Here is a 19,892-nt window from a genome sequence, read left to right on the forward strand (position 1 = left end):
ACCCGAACGCGGATGTAGAATGCCCTTCAAATCCGCTGCGAAAACCTGGAGGAAGGGATGCCGGAATTCTGCAAGACCGAGCGCGACGGACACATCTTCATCGTCACGATGAACCGGCCCGACGTGATGAACGCGCTCCACCCGCCGGCGAACCGCGAGCTGGCGGCGGCGTGGGACGAGTTCGAGCACGACCCGAAGCTCTGGATCGGCATCATGACCGGCGCCGGCGACCGCGCGTTCTCGGCGGGTAACGACCTGAAGTACCAGGCGGGCGGCGGAGACATGGGGCACCAGCCGCGCACGGGCTTCGGCGGACTCACTGCGCGCTACACGCTGAACAAGCCGATCATCGCGGCGGTGAACGGCGTGGCGATGGGCGGCGGCTTCGAGATCGCGCTGGCGTGCGACCTGATCATCGCGTCGGACAAGGCGGTGTTCGCGCTGCCCGAGCCGCGCGTGGGTCTGGCGGCGCTGGCGGGCGGCTTGCAGCGGCTGCCGCGCATGGTGCCGCTGAAGCAGGCCATGGGCATGATTCTCACCGGCCGGCGCGTGAGCGCGCAGGAAGGCAAGGAGCTCGGCTTCGTGACCGACGTCTCGCCGCACGACGAGCTCATGAAGCGCGCGCGCGCCTGGGCGGACCAGATCCTGGAGTGCTCGCCGCTGTCGGTGCGCGCCAGCAAGGAGACGGTCATGCAGAGCCTCGACATCGCGGACCTCCGACACGCGATGGACAACTCGCAGTACGAGGCGATCCACGAGATGACCTACAGCGACGACTTCGTCGAGGGGCCGAAGGCGTTCGCGGAGAAGAGGAAGCCCAATTGGAAAGGCAAGTGACTCAGAAGAGCCGGCGCGAGCGCATCGTCGCGGCGCTGTGCGAACGCATGCTCGCGCGCGGCTTCGCGGCGACCAGCCTGGCCGAAGTTGCGCGCGCGGCGCACATGACCCCGAGTCACTTGCTCTACTACTTCAAGGACAAGGAAGAGGTGCTCAACGCCTGCTTCGAGACCGTGACCGCGCAGATCATGGAGGGCCTGGCCGGGCTGGACCGGCTGCCGCCCCCGGACCGGCTCGACGGCGTGGCCCACTACTTCTTCGGCGGGAAGCTCCTGGAGAAGAACGACCTGGGCATCACGCTCGAGTTCTTCGGCCTGGCCGTGCACGACAAGGATCTGCACGCCACCAAGGCGCAGTTCGACCGGATCGTGAAGGGCTGGCTCGCGCACCTGTTCGCGGCCTGCGGCTGCCGCGCGGGCGCGACGCCCGAGGACGCCGCGGAGTCGGCCTACGCGATGATCGTCGGGCTCTCGACCTCGTCGTTCTTCGACGAGCGTCTCGGCTTGCCGCGCGCGCGGGCGCTCCTGCGCGAGTCACTCTACACCCTGGCGGGACGTGCGGTCCCCGGAAAGGCACTCCCATGAAGCTGCTCTGGTTTCATCTCATGCCTTACACCGATCTGCCCGACGACTTCACCAAGAAGCACGCGTCGGTGTGGGTCGACATCGACTCGAAGCTGTTCGACCCGGCCAAGGCGCACGGCATGTACAACGACTTCATGGACGAGCTCGAGTTCGCGGCCGAGATCGGCTTCGACGGCGTGTGCGTGAACGAGCACCACCAGAACGCCTACGGGCTCATGCCCTCGCCCAACCTCATCGCCGCCTCCCTCGCGCGCCGCACGCGCGACGCCGCGATCGTGGTCATGGGCAACTCACTGGCGCTCTACAACCCGCCCACTCGCGTCGCGGAGGAGTTCGCGATGCTCGACTGCATCTCGGGCGGCCGGCTCGTGGCCGGATTCCCGGTCGGCACGCCCATGGACACCTGCTACGCCTACGGCCAGAACCCGAGTCAGCTACGCGAGAAGTATCTCGAGGCGCACGACCTGGTGATCAAGGCCTGGACCGATCCCGGCACGTTCGCCTGGAACGGCCGCTACCAGCAGCTGCGCTACGTGAACACCTGGCCCAAGCCGGTGCAGAAGCCGCACCCTCCGGTCTGGATCCCGGGCGGCGGCTCGATCGAGACCTGGCGCTGGTGCGCCGAGATGGACTACGTGTACGCCTACCTGAGTTACTTCGGGTACAAGCTCGGCCTGGCCACCATGCAGGGCTTCTGGGACGAGATGGCGCGGCTCGGCAAGGACAAGAACCCCTTCCGCGCCGGCTTCCTGCAGTTCGTGGGCGTGGCCGAGACGCACAAGGAGGCGCTCGAGCTGTACCGCGAGTCCGCCGAGTACTTCTTCAACCGCTGCCTGCACGTCGACGCGCGCTACGCGAACCCCGCGGGTTACTCGAGCGAGGCCACGATCCGCGCGCGCGTGCAGTCACAGGTCGTGGCCGCGGCGAACAAGGCCACCGACGCACAAGCCTTCGGACAGCCCTCGTTCGAGGAGATCGTCGAGAAGGGCTACGTGATCATCGGCAGCCCCGACGAGGTCGCGGAGAAGCTGCGCGAAGTGGCGGTCAACATGAACGTCGGCCAGCTCATGCTGCTCTTGCAGTACGGCAACATGAAGAAGGACCTGGCGTTCTACAACACCGAGCTCTTCGCCAAGCGCGTCGCGCCGCAGCTTCGGGGCCTGTTCGAGGACCAGTGGGAAGACCACTGGTGGCCCAAGCCCCTGGCGCGCGAGGACCGCTCCGATCCGCGCGCCGTGGTGGTGCGATGACCACCGGTGGAGTCATCGAGCGCACGATCAAGCTCGGCGGTGAGTCGATCCGGATCTGGGAGAAGGGCAAGGGCGAGCCTTTGGGCTATCTCGCCGGCCTGGGCGGGCTGGTCGAGTGGAGCCCGTTCCTCGACGGCCTGGCCGAGCGCCGGCGCGTGATCGTGCCCTCGCTGCCCGGCTTCCCGGGCGGCGGCCTTTTGCACAAGCAGCTCGACACACTCCCCGACTGGGTGATCTGCATGCTCGACCTGCTCGAGGCCTCGGGCCTCGAGGGCAAGGACCTCGTGGCTCACTCGATCGGCGGCATGCTGGCCGCCGAGCTGGCCGCATTCTCGCGCCAGAGCGTGAAGAGCCTGGTGCTGATCGCGCCCTTCGGCCTCTACGACGAGACCGAGCCGCCGGCCGACCCCTGGGCGCGCCGCGCGCCCGAGATCGCGCCCCTGCTCTCGGCCAAGCCCGCCGAGTACGCGAAGGCGCGACTCACTCCGCCCGCCGGCCTGTCGTCCGAAGACCAGATCGAGTGGACGATCGTACAGACCCGCGCGGTCGAAGCCGCCGCGCGCCTGCTCTGGCCCTTGGGCCAGCTCGGCCTGTCCAAGCGGCTGCACCGGGTCACCTGTCCGGTGAAGCTGGTGTGGGGCGCCGAAGACCGGCTCCTGCCCGCGAGCTACGCCAAACGCTGGGCCCAGAGACTCCCGAGCGCGACCGACCTGCAAATCGTGGCCGGAGCGGGGCATGCGCTGGACTTCGATGCGCCGGAGGCGGCGGCGAAGCTGGTCTGAGCAGTATCTCGCTGCCCGCCTAGAGCGCCCGGCGCAGGAGCCGCAGGCCCGGTGAGCCCCAGGTGCGCTCGAGCTCGGGGCTTCGCTTCTCGCTCACCATGCGGAAGCCGACCTTCTCGTAGGCGGCCTGCGCGGGGTCGTTGCCGATGAACAGGCCGATGTCCGTGAGCGCCGCGCCGCGCGCACGCCCGCGTTCGAGAATGACTCCGAGCAGCTCGTCGACCAGGCCGCGGCGGCGGAACTCGGGTAGCGTGGCCACGTTCTCCACGATCCACGTGCGCGGTGGGTGCTCGGGGGTGACCGTGAAGAAGGTCGCGTTGCGCGCCATTCCGGCCTGGCCCTCTTCGGGCGTGCGGCCGAGTCTCTCGTCGACCTCGGCCATGGCCTGGCCCAGGATCGCGTAGGTCAGCTCGTCTTCGAAGTAGCCGCACAGCGCCGCCGCAGGCCTGCCGTCGACCTCGGCGACCACGAAGCAGGAATGGTGGAACATGTGCGGCTGGGCCGTCGCGGCGAGCAGCTCGAGATAGCGCAGGCAGTTGCGCTCGGGATAGTCCAAGTAGAAGTCCCAGAAGCCGCGCGGAAGCTGGGAGCGCGCGGCCGCGAGACAGACCCAGGCGACGAACGCCGCGTGGTCCTTGGTGCCGTCGACGATGCGCACCGTCATGAGCAGAGCTTATCCCGAAAATCCAAGTTGTGTTTTGCCCTCAGCCCGCGAGATCATCGCGCGAGATGCGTCTCCGGTGGGCAATCGCGGGGGTCCTGGGTGCGTGGGCGGCCGCGTGGGCCGCGCCGGCGCACGCCGCGCCAGTCACCGTGAGCTTCGCGGGGGTGGTGCTCGAGGCCGATGACCCCGACGGAATCTCCGACGGCTCGGTTCACCCGGGGACCGCGGTCTCCGGCACGCTGACTTTCGAGCGCACGGCGCCCCCCAGCTCGCTCGATGCGCAGTTCGGGACCTGGGAGCTCGCGGCGCCGCTCGCCGCCATGCACATCGACGCGGGCAGCTACTCGTTTTCGTCACTCGCGGGTATCGAGATCCTCACCGCCGACTGGGCGCCCGCCGACGCGCCCTACAACGACGTGTTCCAGGCGCTGACCGTGCTGAACGCAGTCTCCGGCGTGGTAGGCGCGAACCCGCAAGCGGGGTTCGGCCTCGTGCTCGCCGACAGCAATCGCAGCGCGCTCTCCTCGCCCGCGCTCACGGACGTGCCGTTCGCGCTCGGCGCGTGGAGCACGCCCGAGATCGCGTTCCGGCTGGTCTCCGACTCCGGAGAGCTCACGAGCGTGATCCAGGTACAGTCACTGGCTCCCGAGCCCGCGCTCGCGGGGCTGGTCGGACTCGGGCTGGCCGCGCTCGCCGGCGCGCGGAAGAGACTCGCGCGCTGACCCGCAGCGCCGGTGAGTGATCGCGCTCACCGGCCGACACGATCTCACCATCGAATCGCCGCGCACTCCGACGCCTGCGTGCGCGATTCGACATGGCCCGAGTCGTCCTAGCGGGGCCGTCCATGCCGGACGGCGCAAAGGAGACATGTCACATGCGAACGAATCCATGGGTTCGAGCTGCGCTCGTCGTCGGCTCGGTGAGCGCGCTCTCATTGGGCGCGTCGGCGAACGGACTCACTCCCGTTCCCAGCGCAAACACGCGCGTCAACGGTGAGGCGCGGCCGAACGTGCTGTCCGTCGAGCTGACCGAGACCATCGCGGCTCAGGGCTCGAATGCGCTCGAGAACCCGACCTCGAACAACCCGTTCTACGGCTACGACGGCGACGGCCCCATGCTGCCGCTGGCCGGGGACGTGCAGTCCGACACGCACAACGTCGAGGCCACCAAGACCGAGCCCGACAAGAACACCTATCTCGTGCTGGACCACGTGCAGGGTGCGGACCCGAACTACGACTACGGGCACCACTTCCTGTTCCAGGGTCACGAGCTCTCGGTCACGGACAGCGCCGACCGCGCACTGAGCTTCATCTCGCGCATCAATCTCGACGCCGACGGCGCGCACCGGGTCACGCTGCTCGCCGACCACGACACCGACGGCAACCCCATCTCGACCATCGACGGCTCGACCTGGAACCCGTTCGCGCAGCGGCTGCTGTTCACGACCGAGGACGCCGGCGCGCCCAGCGTCTACCAGGCCACGCTCGGCGTGCCCTCCAGCGTGGTGAACCTGACCTTCGCCTTCGGTCACGCGGGCTACGAGGGCATCCAGAACGACGCGAACGGAAACGTGTGGCTCGTCGAGGACCAGAGCGGCGCCGCGGGCGCGCTGAACAAGCACGCCAAGCAGCCCAACAGCTTCGTGTACCGCTTCGTGCCCAAGGACCCGCGCGACCTCACCAAGGGTGGCAAGCTGCAGGTGCTGCAGCTGCAGTCACTCGCCAACCCCGGCCAGCCGATCGTGTTCCACCCGGGCCAGGCCGACGCCGACATCCTGTCTCAGGACGTCAAGGACGAACACACCTACGGGAAGGTGTTCCGCACCAAGTTCATCACGATCCACGACAACGCGACCGACGGCACGGGTGACTTCAACGCCAACGATCTGGCCAAGGCGGCGGGCGGCACTCCGTTCAAGCGCCCCGAGAACGGCGTCTTCCGCCCGGGCTCGAAGTTCACGCAGTTCTTCTTCTCGGAGACCGGTGACACGAACGTGCAGACCGAGGCCGGCTCCGACTTCGGCGGCTTCGGCGGGATCTTCCGGCTTTCGCTGACCCGCCCCAACGCCGACACGGGCACGCTGTCGATCTTCTACAACGGCGACGTGGCTCACACGGGCCTCGACAACTGCAACTTCCTGACTCCCAACGGCATCGTGTTCGTCGAGGACGCGGGCGCCGGCGTGCACCAGGCGCGCAACGGGCTCGACTCCGCCTATCTGTTCGACGTGCGCACCGACTTCTCGCAGGGCGCGCTGCCGACGCGCATCCTGGCGCAGGGCCGCGACGCCTCGTCGACGCTGGACGCCTCGCTCGCCGACGCGGGCCACGGCTTCCAGAACGAGGACGACAACGAGATCACGGGCTTCCACGTCTCGGACGGCGACCCCGGCGTGAACGGCATCCTGGGCGCGAAGCTCCCGATCCCGTTCGTCGCGGGCTGGCGCGTGTTCTACACGCAGCAGCACGGCGACAACTACACCTGGGAAGTCGTCCCGGCTCGCCCGTTCTTCGCGCTCTTCGACGGCAACTAGCACCGAGACCGCCCGGAGGACTCACCCTCCTCCGGGCGGTGGTCTCTGGGCCTCTCACTCTACTTGCAGGTCTTGTCGAGCACGTTGCCCAGGCTCTTGATGCGCATGCCCGGTGCGAGCTCGACGCGCGGCGTGCCGACCCAGTCGAGCTGCATGACCACGGTCTGGGTCTGACTGCAGCCGACCTCCGACGCCGTCCGCCGGCACAGGAACACGATCTCCTGCGGCGCGCCCGCGATCACCTTGTCGGAGGTGTTGCACGCGAAGCCCTCGCCCTCGAGGCGCGCGGTGGCTGCCTGCGCGGTGACTCCCGCCAATCCCAGCCCGGCGATGTAGCTCTTGAACTCGGAGTCCGACGCGTACGGCTTGGGCTGCATGGCGCTGCAAGACAGCGCCGCGGCGGCGCCCACGGCGAGGACGAAGCTTCGTGGTTCCATCGCCGCATTCTGACATTGCGCGCGGGGTCTGAGACCATGGGTCCCATGACGCTCGAGCTCGACGTCTTCTGGTCGTTCCGCAGCCCCTATTCGTACCTCGCCACGCCGCGCCTGGTGGAGCTCGAGAAGACCTACGACCTCGCGATCCACGTGCGCCCGGTGCTGCCGCTCGCGGTGCGGGTCGAGGGCTTCTTCGACCGGGTGAACCCGCTCTTCCCGATGTACCTGCTGCGCGACACGGTGCGCATCGCCGAGTCACTGGGCATGCCGTACGCCTGGCCGCGGCCCGACCCGATCGTTCAGGAGTTCCCCTCGCGCAAGGTGGCGGCCGAGCAGCCCTACATCTACCGGCTCACGCGGCTGGGGGCGCTCGCGGCCGAGCGCGGGCGCGGCCTGCCGTTCATCAGCGAGGTCTCGCGCGTGATCTTCGGCGGCACCGCCGGCTGGAACGAAGGCAGTCACCTGGCCGAGGCCGCCAAGCGCGCCGGCTGCGACCTGGCCGAGATGGATCCCGTGGCCGCGCGCGAGGCGGAGCGGCTCGACGCCGTGATCGCAGAGAACCAGAACGCGCTCCAGGCGGCGGGTCACTGGGGCGTGCCCACGATGGCCTTCCGGGGCGAGCCCTTCTTCGGCCAGGATCGAATCGAGCTCCTGGTCTGGCGCCTCCGGCAGCACGGCTTGAAGGAGAGGGTGCGCGCATGAAGGGCTTCCTGGCGGCCGTGTTTCTCGCGGCGATGGCGATCAGCGAGTCAGCCGCGTTCAAGCCGGCCGAGATTCCCGGGCCGATCCGCGACGCGGTCGCCGCCTCCGACCGGCCCGACGCCGACAAGGCGCTCGACGCCGGGCGCCAGCCTGCGCAGATGCTCGCCTTCTTCGGCATCAGCCCGAACATGAAGGTCGCCGACCTGTGGGCCGGCGGCGGCTACACGACGGAGCTCCTGGCCCGCGTGGTGGGCGCGGGCGGCAAGGTCTACTCGCAGGAGCCGATCTTTCCGCCCGAGCTGAAGCAGATCGAAGACGCCTGGACCCGGCGCGTGGCCTCGCCCGCGCTCGTGCACGTGGTGATTCCGGTGCACCAGAACACCAGCGACGCCGACTTCCAGCTCGCGCCCGACGGGTCGCTCGACGCGGTCGTGGTCAACATGAACTACCACGACTGGGTGCTGCAGAAGCTCGACCGCGAAAAGATCAACGCCATCGTGCTGCGCGCGCTGCGCCCCGGCGGCGTCTACGGCATCGTGGACCACGCCGCCAAGCCGGGCGCCGGCGACGAGTCACTGCAGCTCCACCGCATCAACGAGGACTTCCTGATCGCCGAGGTGGAGAAGGCCGGCTTCAAGCTCGCCGGCGCCTCGGCCGCCCTGCGCAATCCCGCCGACGACCACAGCTGGAGCACGTCACCGCGTGTGGCGGGCGAGAAGCGCGGCACGAGCGACCGCTTCATGCTGCGCTTCGTGAAGCCCTGACTCACGCCGTCATCTGGATGAACTGCTCGATCAGCGCGCAGGCGGTCTCGGGCGCGTCTTCCTGGATGAAGTGACCCACGCCCGGCAGCGTGACCACCGGCCCCTTGGGCCAGATCGAGCGGAAGGCGCCGACCGACAGCTCGGTGGGGATCGCGCGGTCGGCTTCGCCGTGCACGTACATGGCGGGCTTCGCCGCGAGCTGCGGCAGGTTCGCGACGTGCTCCAGGATCGCCGCCACCGTCTCGGGCGTGCCGATGTTCTTGGGGAACTGGAGCGCGCCCTTGCAGTCGGCGGGGGTCGGGAAGGCCGACGCGTACGCGCGCACCCAGGTCTCGTCGACGTGATCGGCGCGCTCGAAGCCGATGCGCTTCATCACGGACAGGATCGTCGAGCCCAGGTTCGACAGCACCGGCTCACTCGCCGGGCCGTGCGCCCACTGGTACCACGGCAGGTCTTGCACGCGGCGCGTGCCCGCGGGCGCGCGGCCGGGCACGCCGGTGTTCATGTAGCAGAGCCGCTGCACGCGCTCGGGATGGCGCAGCGCCCAGCCGCTCATGATCGGGCCGCCCCAGTCCTGACCCACGAGCGTGATCCGTTCGAGCTTCAGGTGACCCAGGAGTGAGTCGAGATTGTCGATGTGCGCGCGGATCGAGTACTCGCGCTCCTGCGGCGTCGCGCTCTTGCCGAAGCCCATGTGGTCCGGGACGATCACGCGCCCGAGCTTCGCCAGCCGCGGGATGAAGCGCCGGTACAGGTAGCCCCAGGTCGGCTCGCCGTGGAGACACACGATCGGGTCGCCCGCGCCCTCGTCGACGTAGTGCATGCGGAAGCCCGCGCCGTCGTAGAAGTGCGGGCGGAAGGGCCAGGTGCCGTCGAAGGTCTCGCCTGCGCCGATCATGGCCCTAGTTTGCCCAGTTCACGTACTCGTCGTCGTCCTGCCACGGCTCGGCCAGGCTGTGGTCGATGGCGGTCGGGCCCTCGATCAGCGCCGGCCAGATGGGCTTCGCCATCTGTGAGTCGAGCTCGCCCAGCTTGGCCATGAGCTCGGCGACCTTCTCGGGCTGCGCGTCGGCCAGGTTCTTCTGCTCGGTCGGATCGTTCGAGAGGTCGAACAGCCAGATCTTCTCGGGCCGCTCGGAGCTCTGCAGCTTCCAGCCGTGCGACAGGATCGAGCGGTAGTGACCCGAACGCCAGTAGATGGCGTCGCGCTGGCGTGAGTCGGGCTCGCCGCGCACGCGCTTCACCAGGTCCACGCCGTCGATCACGCGATCCGCCGGCAGCGGCGCGCCGGCGGCGGCCGCCGCGGTGGCGAACACGTCGACGTGCGCCGCGGGCTCGTCGTACTTCACCCCGCGCGGCAGGCGCGCGGGCCAGCGGGCGAAGAACGGCGTGTGTACGCCGCCCTCGAAGAACGTGAGCTTCCAGCCGCGGTAGGGCTTGTTGATGTCGGGCAGGCCGATGTAGTTCGCGCCGCCGTTGTCACTCACGAACAGCACCAGCGTGTTCTCTTCCAGGCCGTTGGCGCGCAGCGCGTCGAGCACCTGGCCCACGCCGCGGTCGAGCGCGCGGATCATGGCGGCGTACACACGCAGCCGGTGCGGCTGGATCGGCGGCAGGGCGTCGTAGTCGGCGCGCGTGGCCTGGAGCGGCGTGTGCGGCGCGTTGTAGGCCAGATACAGGAAGAACGGACGGTTCTTGTTGGCCTCGATCGCGCGCGAGGCCTCGCGCGACAGGTAGTCGGTCATGTACAGGTCGGGCGCGAACTGCGGGCTGCCGTTCCAGCGCACGCCGAAGCGCAGGTTGGCCCACAGGAACTTGTCGATCGGATCGAAGTCCTGCTGTGAGCCGACGCCGTTCGGGTCGTCGGGGTCGAGGAACATCGAGGCGCCCGCCAGGAAGCCGAGATACTCGTCGAAGCCGCGCTTCTCGGGACGCATGGCGGGCGCTTCGCCCAGGTGCCACTTGCCCAGGCCCATGGTGTGGTAGCCATGGCCGTGCAGGAGCTCCGCGAGCGTGATCTCGCCCGGGGGGATGCCTTCGTCGGCGAGCGGCGGCACGTCTTTCTCGCGCTCGTCGTAGTAGTGGAACGGGCGCGGTGACTTGTCGTTGAAGTGAGCCACGAGCCGCATGAATGCCTTGGGCGCGGGCGTAAACTCGAAGCCGAAGCGGGTCGCGAAACGGCCGGTCATGAGCGCCGCGCGCGAGGGCGCGCAGGTGGCGTTGCCCGCGTAGCCGCGCGTGAACTCCACGCCGTCCCTGGCGAGTGAGTCGATGTGCGGCGTGGGCACGGCGCCGCCGGCCACGCCGCCGCCCGCGAAAGTGAGGTCGTTGTAGCCGAGGTCGTCGGCCACGATCACCACGATGTTCGGCGGGCGCGCGCCGGGCGCGGGCGCGGACGGCCCGGCGGCCCAGGTCACCGGGTGGAACGGGCCGACCGGGTCGCGCAGCCGCGCGAGCCAGCCCGGACCGTGCAAAATGAGATACTCGCGGGACGCCCAGGCGGCGGCGCCGAGCCCCAGCAACACGAGCGCTGCGCCCGCGAGAAAGCGGCGCATGAGTCAGCCTCTCACGGCGAGGGTCAGGAGCGAGGCCGCGAGCGCGAGCGCGAGCGCGGCCACCACGCGCGGCGAGAAGAACAGCCGCGCCGGCGCAATCGGAAACGCCAACGTGTTGGCGATGCCCGCCCGTTTGAACACGTGGATCGGCGCGAACTGGGGGGCGCTCGCGAGCTCGATCAGGTCGCGCCGGCTGCGGTAGCGGATGATGCCCGACATGGTCCAGCCGGGGTTCTTCTCGACACCCCACTCCTCGAGATACCCGGCCGCGGCGCGCCCGCCCAGCGCCGGATGGCCGCCGCGCCGGAACAGCGCGCGCAGGAAGGGGCCGGTGTAGCCCGCGAGCACCTCGGCAGCGGACGCCGGCTCGCCGCCGCCCGGCGGCCTCACCGGCTCGGGCTGCAGCCGGATCAGGTTCACCATGAAGAACTCGCGCCCGTCGTCGGCCGCGAGGAAGCCGCGCATGCGCTCGCGCCGCTCGGGCTCGGCCGTCTCGGCCGGGAGCCTCGCCATGTAGCGCTCGACCTCCGCCGGAGTGAGTCGCGGCCGGAAGCCGACGTACCAGGTCCAGAACGCGCCGTAGAGCAGAGCCGCCCCGAGCCAGATCGCCAGCGTCGTCATGGCCAAATTGTGACATTTGTAATGTCAGAATTGAAGCGAAAGCGTCTTGCTCCCCCGGCGCCGGCCATGTCAGAATCGGGCATGCCCGTGCGTATCTCCGCGCGTGTCAGCGCGACCATCGACGGCCGCGCGCTGCGCAGCGAGCGCAGCCGTCACGCGATCGTGACCGCCTTCTTCGAGCTGATCGGGGCGGGCAACCCGCAGCCCACCGCCCAGCAGGTCGCGGCGCAAGCGGGCGTGGGGCTGCGCAGCGTGTTCCGCCACTTCGAGGACATGGAGTCGCTCTACGCGGAGCTGAACGACCGCGTGCAGGCGGCCGCGCTGCCGCTGCTGCGGGACCCGCCCGCGACCGGCGCGCTCGAGGAGCGCGCGCTCGCGATCGTGCGCCACCGCAGCGCCTTCTTCGAGGCGCTGTCGCCGTACAAGCGCGCGGGCGAGATCGTGCGACACCGATCGGTGTTCCTGCAGCGCCAGCACGCGGCCGTGGTGCGCGAGCTGCGCGAGCGGCTGCTGCGCGGTCTGCCTGAGCTCGCCGCTGCGCCCGACGCGCTGCTCGACGCGCTCGAGGCCGTGCTCTCGTTCGAAGTCTGGGAGCGCATGCGCCGCGACCAGCGCCTGTCGCGCGAGCGCGCGACCGAGGCGTTCCGGGCCGTGGCGCTCGCGCTGCTGGCGGATCTGGAAGTGACTCGCCGGCGCAGGCGCCCGAAGTGAGCGCCGAGCCGCTGCGCATCGTCGGCATGCCGGGCTCGCCCTACAGCCGCAAGCTGCGCGCGGCGTTGCGCTACCGGCGCATCCCCCATCTGTGGCTGCTGCAGCGCTCGCTCGAAGGCCGCGGACTGCCGCAGCCCAAGGTGCAGCTCCTGCCGCAGCTGGTCGGTCCCACGGGCCCGGGCGGCGCGCTCGAGGCGCGCACCGACTCGACGCCGCTCCTGCGCGCGCTCGAGCGCGAGTACCCCGGCCGCTCGCTCGTGCCGCCCGATCCCGTCGTCGCCTTCCTCGACTCGCTGCTCGAGGACTACGCCGACGAGTGGCTCACCAAGGCCATGTTCCACTACCGCTGGGCCTATCCGGCCGACATCGCCCGCGCCTCGGCCATCCTGCCGCGCTGGGGCCAGACCGCCCAGCCCGAGTCACAGGCCCGCGAGCTCGGCGACGTGTTCGCCAAGCGCCAGATCGACCGGCTCTGGGTCGTGGGCTCGAACGAGAGCACCGGCGCGCTGATCGAGGCCAGCTATCACCGGCTGTTGGCGCTGCTCGACGCGCGGCTCGGCGAGTCGCGCTTCGTGATGGGCGCGCGCCCCGGCGCGAGTGACTTCGCGATCTACGGCCAGCTCACGCAGCTCGTCGGCTTCGACCCCACGCCCGCGGCGATCGCGCTCGCCGAGGCGCCGCGCGTGGTCGCCTGGGTCGATTTCGTGGAAGACCTGTCGGGCGTCGAGCCGCGCGACGACGGCTGGATCCGGCGCGACGCCGTGCCGGCCTCGTTTCGCGCGCTGCTGGCCGAGGCGGGCCGCGTCTACGCGCCGTTCCTGCTCGCCAACGCGGCGGCGCTGGCGCGCGGCGCCGAGCGGGTCGAGTGCGAGATCGACGGCCGGCCCTGGGTGCAGCGGCCGTTCCCGTACCAGGGCAAGTGTCTCGGCTGGCTGCGCGAGGAGCGCGCGGCGCTCTCGCCCGCGGACCGGCGCGCCGCCGACGAGTCACTCGCCGGGACGGGCCTCGAAACGCTGTTCGCTCACTCCAGCTGACTCGTCCGCACCTCGGCGGAGCCTGCCGGCAGCTCGATCAAGAGGCCGTCGTCGGCCAGCGTCCAGTCGCCCTTGCGCACGTCGGCCACGCCGCGCACGAACACCCGCTCCATCACGCCGAAGCGCGGGGAGGGCGTCAGGTGGTAGAGCACGAGCAGCTTCACCCCTGCCTCGTTCGCGCTCTCCGCGGCTTCGACGGGCGAGGTGTGGTACGAGGGGATGTCGTGCATGATCTTCGCGACGCGCGGCCGGCCGTGGGCCGCGGCCGCCTCGCCGATCATCGCCACCAGGTGATTGGCCTGGGCCTCGTGCAGCAGCACGTCGGCGCCCTTGGCCGCGGCGATGAGTGAGTCGCTCTTTGCGGTGTCTCCACTCACCACCACCGAGCGGCCCTTGTAGTCGAAGCGATAGCCGTAGGCGGGCTTCACGGGGTCGTGCTTCACGCGGAAGGCGGTGATCCGCAGCCCGTTCTCCTCGAGCACCACCACGGGCGCGCCGGTCTCGGCCGGGCCGGGGATCGGCTGCGGCACCAGCGCTTCGCGTTCGGGGATCATGAAATCGGCGCCGTGGTGCAGCACCCGGTAGCTGGTGTCGAGCGCGTAGGCCTCGTTGAAGCCGGCAGTCACCCGTTCCACGCCGGGCGGGCCGTACACGCGCAGCGCCTCGGGCCGGCCCCCGGCCCAGGTGTTCAGGTTGAGCTCGCCCAGGTCGCCGATGTGGTCGGAGTGGAAGTGAGTCAGGAGCACGCCCGCGATCCGCGTCGGGTCGACCCGCAGGAGCCCCAGCCGGTTCGCGGAGCCGGGGCCCGTGTCGACCACCCAGTAGCGGCCGCCCGCGAACACCGCCACGCACGCCTTCGCGCGCGACGGATGGGGCAGGGGCGAGGCCGTGCCGCACACGAGCACGCGCAAGCCGTCATCGCCGTAGAGTGAGTCGTTGTCGGAAGCCACCAAGTGCCCGATCGCCGCGCGCATCACGGCATCCTGCACCGCGGGAATGCGCTCGGCGATCGCGAACGCGAGCGCGAGCGCAGCCACCAAGCCCGCCAGCCAACCCAGGACGCGCGCCATGGCCCCTCCGATGCGGGCATCGGCCCGCGTGAATATTATGGCACACGTAGTGCCAATTGTGTCATCGGTCGGGCGTCAGCAGCGCCAGGCCGAACAGGGCCAGGATCAGCGCGAGCGCGATGCCCAGCGAGAGCCCGAGCGCCTGCCACCAGGACCGCTGTCTCCGGCCCTCGGCCAGCTGCTGCTCGATCTGCTGCCCCTGCTCGCTCTGGGCGATCACCCGCGTGACCACGCTCGCCAGGAGCGGCAACGAGCGGAGTGAGCCGACGCGCGGCAGCACGTAGCCCACGCTGAGCAGCGCAGCGGTCGCGATCGAGCCGAGCAGCAGCGCGCTGCGGGCCGCATCCGGGCGCCCCGTGGCGCGGTAGTTCCGGGCCATGAACAGGCTGCCCGCGAAGGGCGAGCCGAGGATGGCCCCGGCGAAGATCTGATTCACGGTGTAGAGCGGCACACGACGCGCATCCTCCGACTCGAGCGCGGCGCCGGGCGGGGCGTAGGGTTCTTGGCTCAACCCAGTCAGCATACTCCCGCGGACGCCGGACTAGAATGACCGGGGGAGGAAGACATGACCGTTCCAGCGGCCTGCTTCCTCGTGTGGCTCGCGGTCTGGGCCGCGTGCGCCGTCACGCCGCTCGACCGCAGTGACTGGTTGCTCGAGAACCTGCTCACGTTCGCCTTCGTGGGGACGCTGCTCGCGACGTTCCGCTCCTTCCGCTTCTCGGACCGCGCTTACGTGCAGATGGCCATCTTCATGGTCCTGCACGCGGTCGGCGGGCACTACACGTACGCCAAGGTCCCGCTCGGCGACTGGCTCCGGGACGGGCTCGGGCTGTCGCGCAATCACTTCGACCGGGTGGTCCACTTCTCCTTCGGTCTCCTGCTCATGCGGCCCATGCGCGAGCTCGGCTTCCGCAACGCGCCGCACCTGGGGCGCTTCGCGAAGCTCTACTTCAGCGTGGCCGGAATCGGCCTGTGGAGCATGGGGTACGAGATCCTCGAGTGGCTCGTCGCCGCGCTCGTGGACCCGTCCGCCGGCACCGCGTACCTGGGCACGCAGGGCGACGAGTGGGACGCCCAGAAGGACATGGGTCTCGCGCTCGTGGGCGCGCTGATCGCGGCGCTGTTCCAGTACCGCGACGGGCGCCCGACCAGCGAGTGACTCAACCGCCGGGCACGCGCTCGAAGGCCGGGATGCCCGACGGGATCGTGTGGAAGGACTGCTTGTCCTTGGTGAAGATGGCCATCTGCGGCCCGCCGAACAGGTTCGGGTCGTCGAACGTGCCGACCTTCAGGATCACGCCGCCCGGCACCGTGGGGGCGCGCGTCAGGATGTGCGTGCCGCAGTCGGGGCAGAACTCGCGCGTGACCGCCTTGGCGAGGTCCTTGCGCGCGAAGCCCTTGGCCGAGCCCTTGGTGTAGCTGAAGCCCGACGCCGGCATGGCCACGATCACGTTCGGGTGGCCGCCCGAGAAATACTGGCACTCGCGGCAGTGACACTGACCCTTGAACATCGGGTCGCCCTCCGCCTTGTAGCGCAGCGCCCCGCAGTAACATCCGCCTTCGATCTTCATCGCCGGTCCTCCGCTGTTTCCCCGACGCGGAAAATCCTATCCGAACGCCGCGTGTCCTGTACGATCGGGCCTTCCATGCGCGTACGGTTCTCCGTCTTGCTCTCGCTCGCGTGCCTCGTCGCCTGTGTCTCGCAGCCGCCCCGGCCCGCGACGGAGGACCTGACGTTCTGCCGCGCGGGCTGGCAGGCGACCGAGGCGGGCGACAACCCGCGCGCGCTCGCACTCTTCCAGCGCTGCATCGCGGAGGGTCACCTCGGTGAGCCGGCGCTCGCGCAGACCTGGCGCAACATCGGCATCACCTACCGGCACATGAACGACTGGCCGAAGGCGATCGACGCGTTCGACCAGGCGCTCGCGCACTCGCCGCAAAAGCCGTGGGAGGACTACGTGAACCGCGCGAACACCTGGTCCGACGCGGGTGACTCGGACAAGGCGCTGGCCGATTACCAGCGCGCGCTCGACGTGCACCCCGACTACGATCAGGCCCATCTCGAGCGCGGGATCGAGTACGAGCGCCAGGGCAAGCAGGCCGAGGCGTACGCCGACTTCCAGCGCGCCTACGAGCTCGGCATGCGCTCGGACTTCCTCATGGGCCGGATCCGCGACTACCGCGCGCGTGGTTTCGGCAAGGCGCCGCCCGTGCCCGGAGGGCCGCTCGAGAAGCTCGGGAGCTCGTACGCGATCGGCCCCCGGCGGCCCGCGAAGGAAGTCGGCTCCATCTGGACCAGCGCGACTCACTGCCGCGACGGCCTGGCGGCGGACAGCTTCTTGCCCTACCCCGACGCCGACTCAGTGCGCAAGGCGCGCGCGTACGCGTTCCCGAGCGGCGATCTGCGCGTGGCCTTTCCGGAGCTGCCGTCGATCGCCAAGCTCGACGTGCGGGTGCAGCTCGGCGACACCGCGCGCGGCGTACGCGACGACTATCTCAGCTTCTCCGACGGGCCGCTCCGCCCCGTGTTCGCGGCGGTGGTCCGCAGTGAGCTGCCCAAGACCCTGCAGGGTCGCCCCGAGCTCGTGCGCGACGCGGTGCTGCGCCAGATCGACGCGCTCTCCGGCGCCGTGCCGCCCGGCCAGATGGTGGTGCGCGACCTCGACGGCCCCTGGGGCCCGCTGATCGAGGTGCTGGTCGCGAACCGCGAGGGCACGCCCTGTTTCCCCACCTCGGATTACCGCGTGCTGCCGCCCGACGCCCCCGCGTCGACGGTCGGCGTGAGTCGCTATCTGGCGCGCGGCGACGTGCTGATCGAGATCGCGCTGATCGTGCGCATGCCGCCCGACGTGCCGAAGGCGCGCCAGGGCGAGTACGCGCGCGAGCGCATGAACGAGCTGATGGGCTCGCTCACGTTCTCGGGAGCCACTTGATTTCGCGCCCCGGCTCTGGTGGCATCGGCGCATGATCAAGCGAGTCGGCGGCAACCTGACCGTGCGCAGGGGCGAGGCGCCCGCGGAGAGCGCGCAGCTCGAGCGCGACGGCTACGCGGTCGTGCAGAGCGTGCTCGAGCCCGAGCTCGTGGCGCGTCTTGCCGAGGAGATCGGCTCGGTGTTCGCGACCTACCCGGCCGAGCGCGGGCGCGGCGACCGCTCCGAGTTCCGCTACGAGATGCTCAACCGCTCGGCGGTCTGTCAGGCAGCGGTCGGGCATCCGGGCATCCTGGCAGTGATCGAGCCGTTGCTCGGCGAGGACTGCCACGTGATCGCCAACACCGCCTGGTGGAACCCGCCGGAGTTCGGCGGCGGGCCCTGGCACTGCGACGCCGGCCCGCACGTGCCGCGGCCCGAGGGCGTGCCCTGGGACGAGCGCATTCCCTATCCCGTGTTCGCGATCGGCGCGCACCTGTATCTGCGCGATTGTCCGCTCGAGTGCGGCCCCACCGCGGTGATTCCCGGGAGTCACCGCTCGGGCCGCCTGCCGCCGTTCGACCGCATGAGCGACGAGAACCTCGAGTACGAGGGCCGCAAGCCCGTGGCGCTGGTCGCGCGCGCCGGCGACGTGGCGCTGTTCGTGTCCGATGCCTGGCACCGCGGCATGCCGGCGCGCCCCGGCGGCACCGGCCGCCTGTTCCTGCAGGTGCACTACGCTCGCCGCGACCTGGCGCAGCGCATCCGCACGACCGCCGACGTGAACCAGCTCTCGCCCGAGGCGATCGAGCGCATCGGCTCGCCGCGCGAGCGCACGCTGCTCGGCCTGCACTCGCCCTTCTTCTACGACGGCTGAATCAGTGAGTCACTGACACGACGGGAGCTGGTCGGGGAACTGCGTCTTGTGCGCGTTCTTCGACCAGCAGTTGCCCGTGCCCGTGCCGTCCCAGGCCAGGTCCACGGCGAACACCGGCTGGATCAGCGGCGACGGGTTGGCGCCGTTGCCGAACACGGCGTTGTGATCGACCTGGGCGTCGTCGGAATTGGGCTCGATGTCGAGCGCCGAGCAGGCGTCGTCGGGCAGCTGCTGCGCCACGCAGAAGTTCGCCACCGCGATGCCGTACGAGTCGTTGTTCAGCACCAGGTTGTGGTCGACCCGGTTGTCGTCGGCGGCCAGCACGAGGATGCCCGTGCCCGGCGGAACGCCGCACACCGCGTCCTCGGGATCGATGCAGGTGTTGGCCTTGTTGTTGGCCTGCACCCAGTTGTGGTCGATGCGGTTGCCCGCGTTCTGCTTCACGTCGAGGAAGGGCAGGGTGAAGCTCAGGATGCCGCCGGTGTTGCCGGTCGAGACGTTGTGGTCGAGGCGCACGTCGTGACAGTTCTCGATCTCGAAGCCACTCACGTTGCCGCGCGCCAGGTTGTGGTCGACCTGCACGTTCTGCGACTGCCCGATGTAGACGCCCGTGTCGTTCGAGCCGGTGGCCAGGTTGAACTGCACCACGCCGTTGCTCGAGTGACTCGGGAAGATTCCGTACTCGCCGTTGTCGTTGGTCTGGTTGAAGCGCACGCTGAAGTCGTCGACGCAGAGCAGGAAGATGCCCTGGCCGTCGAAGCCGTTCACGGTGAAGCCGGTGACCGAAGCGCCGGCCAGGCGCACGCCATCGGAGTTCGCGCAGGTGGTCGGATCGGCGTCGACGGCGCCGAAGCTGATGCCGCGCTCCTGGCCGCCCGCGTTCTCGAGGATCACCGCGCCGGAGTCCGGCTTGCCGTGGTGACCCTTGGCCTTGCCCTTGTGCTTGCCCTTGCCGGGTCCGTCATCGCCCGGGTCGTTGTCGTCGCCCGGGTCGTCCTGCGGGTCGAAGCGCTTGGGCTTGCTCATGCCCACCAGCGAGATGCCCGGCTTGGTCACGGACACGGCGCACATGTGACTCGGGTCGCCGGGACAGGGCGCGCCGGCTTCGTGGTAGGTGCCGGGGAAGACCTTGATCGTGTCCCCCGGGTTGGCCTGGTCGACGGCGGCCTGGATCGAGTCACCGGAGTGGACGGTGAAGGTCTTGGCCGAAGCGCCGGCGGCGGCGAGCAGCGAAGCCACGGCGAAGGCGGCGAGGAACACGCGCATGGGACTCCCTCCTGTTGGCTCCACGCTACGTCTGCCGGAGCAGCCGGGTCAACGTGCGAGCATCACAGTCACGGCAACTTTCTCCAAGTGTTCGCATTCCGTCTCTGCGCTGGCCCGGACTCCCGGCGCATGGGCAGCGCTGCGCGCGCGCCCGGAGCTCCTGCCCTCGGCGGTCGAAGAGGCGCTGCGCTTCGACCCGCCGACGCAGCGCTCCCAGCGCTTCGCCAGCGAGTCACTCGAGCTCGGCGGACGAGTCATTCCCCGGGGCGCGCTGATCGTGCCCGTGCTCGGCTCCG

The 19,892-nt window shown here is 69.9% G+C and carries 23 protein-coding genes; 14 read left to right on the top strand and 9 right to left on the bottom strand.

Annotated elements, in window-relative coordinates; translation table 11 throughout:
- Nucleotides 1-57: 57 nt before the first annotated feature.
- Genes VMR86_19110 through VMR86_19125 form a run of 4 tightly spaced genes read left to right on the top strand, consistent with a single transcriptional unit; the run spans nt 58 to nt 3,453 of the window.
- Nucleotides 58-837 carry an enoyl-CoA hydratase-related protein gene (locus tag VMR86_19110; protein ID HTO09169.1) on the top strand — a complete coding sequence of 260 codons (780 nt, stop codon included), beginning with the start codon at nt 58-60 and terminating at the stop codon, nt 835-837.
- Entirely contained in the window at nt 834-1,421 is a 588-nt protein-coding gene (locus VMR86_19115) for a TetR/AcrR family transcriptional regulator (protein HTO09170.1), read from the top strand. Before VMR86_19110 ends, VMR86_19115 begins: the two co-directional genes overlap by 4 nt.
- Nucleotides 1,418-2,671, top strand: a complete 1,254-nt coding sequence (locus tag VMR86_19120; GenBank protein HTO09171.1) for an LLM class flavin-dependent oxidoreductase — start codon at nt 1,418-1,420, stop codon at nt 2,669-2,671. The genes VMR86_19115 and VMR86_19120 overlap by 4 nt, the downstream gene beginning before the upstream one ends.
- Entirely contained in the window at nt 2,668-3,453 is a 786-nt protein-coding gene (locus VMR86_19125; GenBank protein HTO09172.1) for an alpha/beta hydrolase, read from the top strand. The genes VMR86_19120 and VMR86_19125 overlap by 4 nt, the downstream gene beginning before the upstream one ends.
- Before the next feature lie 19 nt (nt 3,454-3,472).
- On the opposite strand, the gene VMR86_19130 is transcribed toward VMR86_19125, so the two are convergent.
- Nucleotides 3,473-4,117 (bottom strand): GNAT family N-acetyltransferase, encoded by a 645-nt coding sequence (locus VMR86_19130; protein ID HTO09173.1) that lies wholly within the window; start codon nt 4,115-4,117, stop codon nt 3,473-3,475.
- A 149-nt stretch (nt 4,118-4,266) separates the two neighbouring features.
- Between VMR86_19130 and VMR86_19135 the strand changes: the two genes are divergently transcribed.
- Both VMR86_19135 and VMR86_19140 read left to right on the top strand, forming a co-directional pair.
- Nucleotides 4,267-4,839: a hypothetical protein gene (locus tag VMR86_19135; protein ID HTO09174.1), complete on the top strand. Its 573-nt coding sequence runs from the start codon at nt 4,267-4,269 to the stop codon at nt 4,837-4,839.
- A 152-nt stretch (nt 4,840-4,991) separates the two neighbouring features.
- A complete protein-coding gene (locus VMR86_19140) occupies nt 4,992-6,650 on the top strand; it encodes an alkaline phosphatase PhoX (protein ID HTO09175.1) in 1,659 nt (552 codons plus the stop codon).
- 59 nt (nt 6,651-6,709) lie between these two features.
- Here VMR86_19140 and VMR86_19145 read toward each other — a convergent pair whose 3' ends face one another.
- On the bottom strand, nt 6,710-7,087 hold the full coding sequence (locus tag VMR86_19145) for a hypothetical protein (protein HTO09176.1): 378 nt from the start codon (nt 7,085-7,087) through the stop codon (nt 6,710-6,712).
- A gap of 45 nt (nt 7,088-7,132) precedes the next feature.
- Between VMR86_19145 and VMR86_19150 the strand changes: the two genes are divergently transcribed.
- Both VMR86_19150 and VMR86_19155 read left to right on the top strand, forming a co-directional pair.
- Complete coding sequence (locus VMR86_19150) at nt 7,133-7,789, top strand: DsbA family protein (GenBank protein HTO09177.1); 657 nt, start codon at nt 7,133-7,135, stop codon at nt 7,787-7,789.
- Nucleotides 7,786-8,553 (top strand): SAM-dependent methyltransferase, encoded by a 768-nt coding sequence (locus VMR86_19155; GenBank protein ID HTO09178.1) that lies wholly within the window; start codon nt 7,786-7,788, stop codon nt 8,551-8,553. The genes VMR86_19150 and VMR86_19155 overlap by 4 nt, the downstream gene beginning before the upstream one ends.
- 1 nt (nt 8,554) lies before the next feature.
- On the opposite strand, the gene VMR86_19160 is transcribed toward VMR86_19155, so the two are convergent.
- The 3 genes from VMR86_19160 to VMR86_19170 are packed head-to-tail and all read right to left on the bottom strand — an operon-like array spanning nt 8,555 to nt 11,729.
- Entirely contained in the window at nt 8,555-9,451 is an 897-nt protein-coding gene (locus VMR86_19160; protein HTO09179.1) for an alpha/beta fold hydrolase, read from the bottom strand.
- A gap of 4 nt (nt 9,452-9,455) precedes the next feature.
- Nucleotides 9,456-11,108 carry a sulfatase-like hydrolase/transferase gene (locus tag VMR86_19165; GenBank protein ID HTO09180.1) on the bottom strand — a complete coding sequence of 551 codons (1,653 nt, stop codon included), beginning with the start codon at nt 11,106-11,108 and terminating at the stop codon, nt 9,456-9,458.
- Nucleotides 11,109-11,111: 3 nt separating this feature from the next.
- The gene (locus tag VMR86_19170; GenBank protein HTO09181.1) at nt 11,112-11,729 is read right to left on the bottom strand and encodes a hypothetical protein; all 618 of its coding nucleotides are present in this window, start codon (nt 11,727-11,729) and stop codon (nt 11,112-11,114) included.
- A gap of 81 nt (nt 11,730-11,810) precedes the next feature.
- Between VMR86_19170 and VMR86_19175 the strand changes: the two genes are divergently transcribed.
- Nucleotides 11,811-12,440 carry a TetR/AcrR family transcriptional regulator gene (locus tag VMR86_19175; GenBank protein ID HTO09182.1) on the top strand — a complete coding sequence of 210 codons (630 nt, stop codon included), beginning with the start codon at nt 11,811-11,813 and terminating at the stop codon, nt 12,438-12,440.
- Nucleotides 12,437-13,474, top strand: coding sequence for a glutathione S-transferase C-terminal domain-containing protein (locus tag VMR86_19180; protein ID HTO09183.1), 1,038 nt, complete (start codon nt 12,437-12,439; stop codon nt 13,472-13,474). The genes VMR86_19175 and VMR86_19180 overlap by 4 nt, the downstream gene beginning before the upstream one ends.
- Here VMR86_19180 and VMR86_19185 read toward each other — a convergent pair.
- A complete protein-coding gene (locus VMR86_19185; protein HTO09184.1) occupies nt 13,462-14,544 on the bottom strand; it encodes an MBL fold metallo-hydrolase in 1,083 nt (360 codons plus the stop codon). The two genes, VMR86_19180 and VMR86_19185, sit on opposite strands and share 13 nt — an antisense overlap.
- A gap of 61 nt (nt 14,545-14,605) precedes the next feature.
- Nucleotides 14,606-15,055, bottom strand: coding sequence for a hypothetical protein (locus tag VMR86_19190; protein ID HTO09185.1), 450 nt, complete (start codon nt 15,053-15,055; stop codon nt 14,606-14,608).
- Between the two features lie 54 nt (nt 15,056-15,109).
- On the opposite strand from VMR86_19190, the gene VMR86_19195 reads away from it, so the two are divergent.
- A complete protein-coding gene (locus VMR86_19195; GenBank protein HTO09186.1) occupies nt 15,110-15,703 on the top strand; it encodes a DUF2238 domain-containing protein in 594 nt (197 codons plus the stop codon).
- A gap of 1 nt (nt 15,704) precedes the next feature.
- On the opposite strand, the gene VMR86_19200 is transcribed toward VMR86_19195, so the two are convergent.
- On the bottom strand, nt 15,705-16,115 hold the full coding sequence (locus tag VMR86_19200) for a GFA family protein (protein ID HTO09187.1): 411 nt from the start codon (nt 16,113-16,115) through the stop codon (nt 15,705-15,707).
- Between the two features lie 75 nt (nt 16,116-16,190).
- Here VMR86_19200 and VMR86_19205 point away from each other — a divergent pair, with 75 nt between their 5' ends.
- Nucleotides 16,191-17,477: a tetratricopeptide repeat protein gene (locus VMR86_19205; GenBank protein ID HTO09188.1), complete on the top strand. Its 1,287-nt coding sequence runs from the start codon at nt 16,191-16,193 to the stop codon at nt 17,475-17,477.
- A gap of 31 nt (nt 17,478-17,508) precedes the next feature.
- Nucleotides 17,509-18,330: a phytanoyl-CoA dioxygenase family protein gene (locus tag VMR86_19210; GenBank protein HTO09189.1), complete on the top strand. Its 822-nt coding sequence runs from the start codon at nt 17,509-17,511 to the stop codon at nt 18,328-18,330.
- A 9-nt stretch (nt 18,331-18,339) separates the two neighbouring features.
- Here the strand turns inward: VMR86_19210 and VMR86_19215 are convergent, their stop codons facing one another.
- Complete coding sequence (locus VMR86_19215) at nt 18,340-19,596, bottom strand: parallel beta-helix domain-containing protein (GenBank protein HTO09190.1); 1,257 nt, start codon at nt 19,594-19,596, stop codon at nt 18,340-18,342.
- Between VMR86_19215 and VMR86_19220 the strand changes: the two genes are divergently transcribed.
- Nucleotides 19,595-19,892 (top strand): hypothetical protein (locus tag VMR86_19220; protein HTO09191.1); only part of this gene is annotated, 298 nt, incomplete at its 3' end. The genes VMR86_19215 and VMR86_19220 overlap by 2 nt on opposite strands.

The sequence above is a fragment of the Myxococcota bacterium genome (assembly GCA_035498015.1).
Classification (GTDB): domain Bacteria; phylum Myxococcota_A; class UBA9160; order SZUA-336; family SZUA-336; genus VGRW01.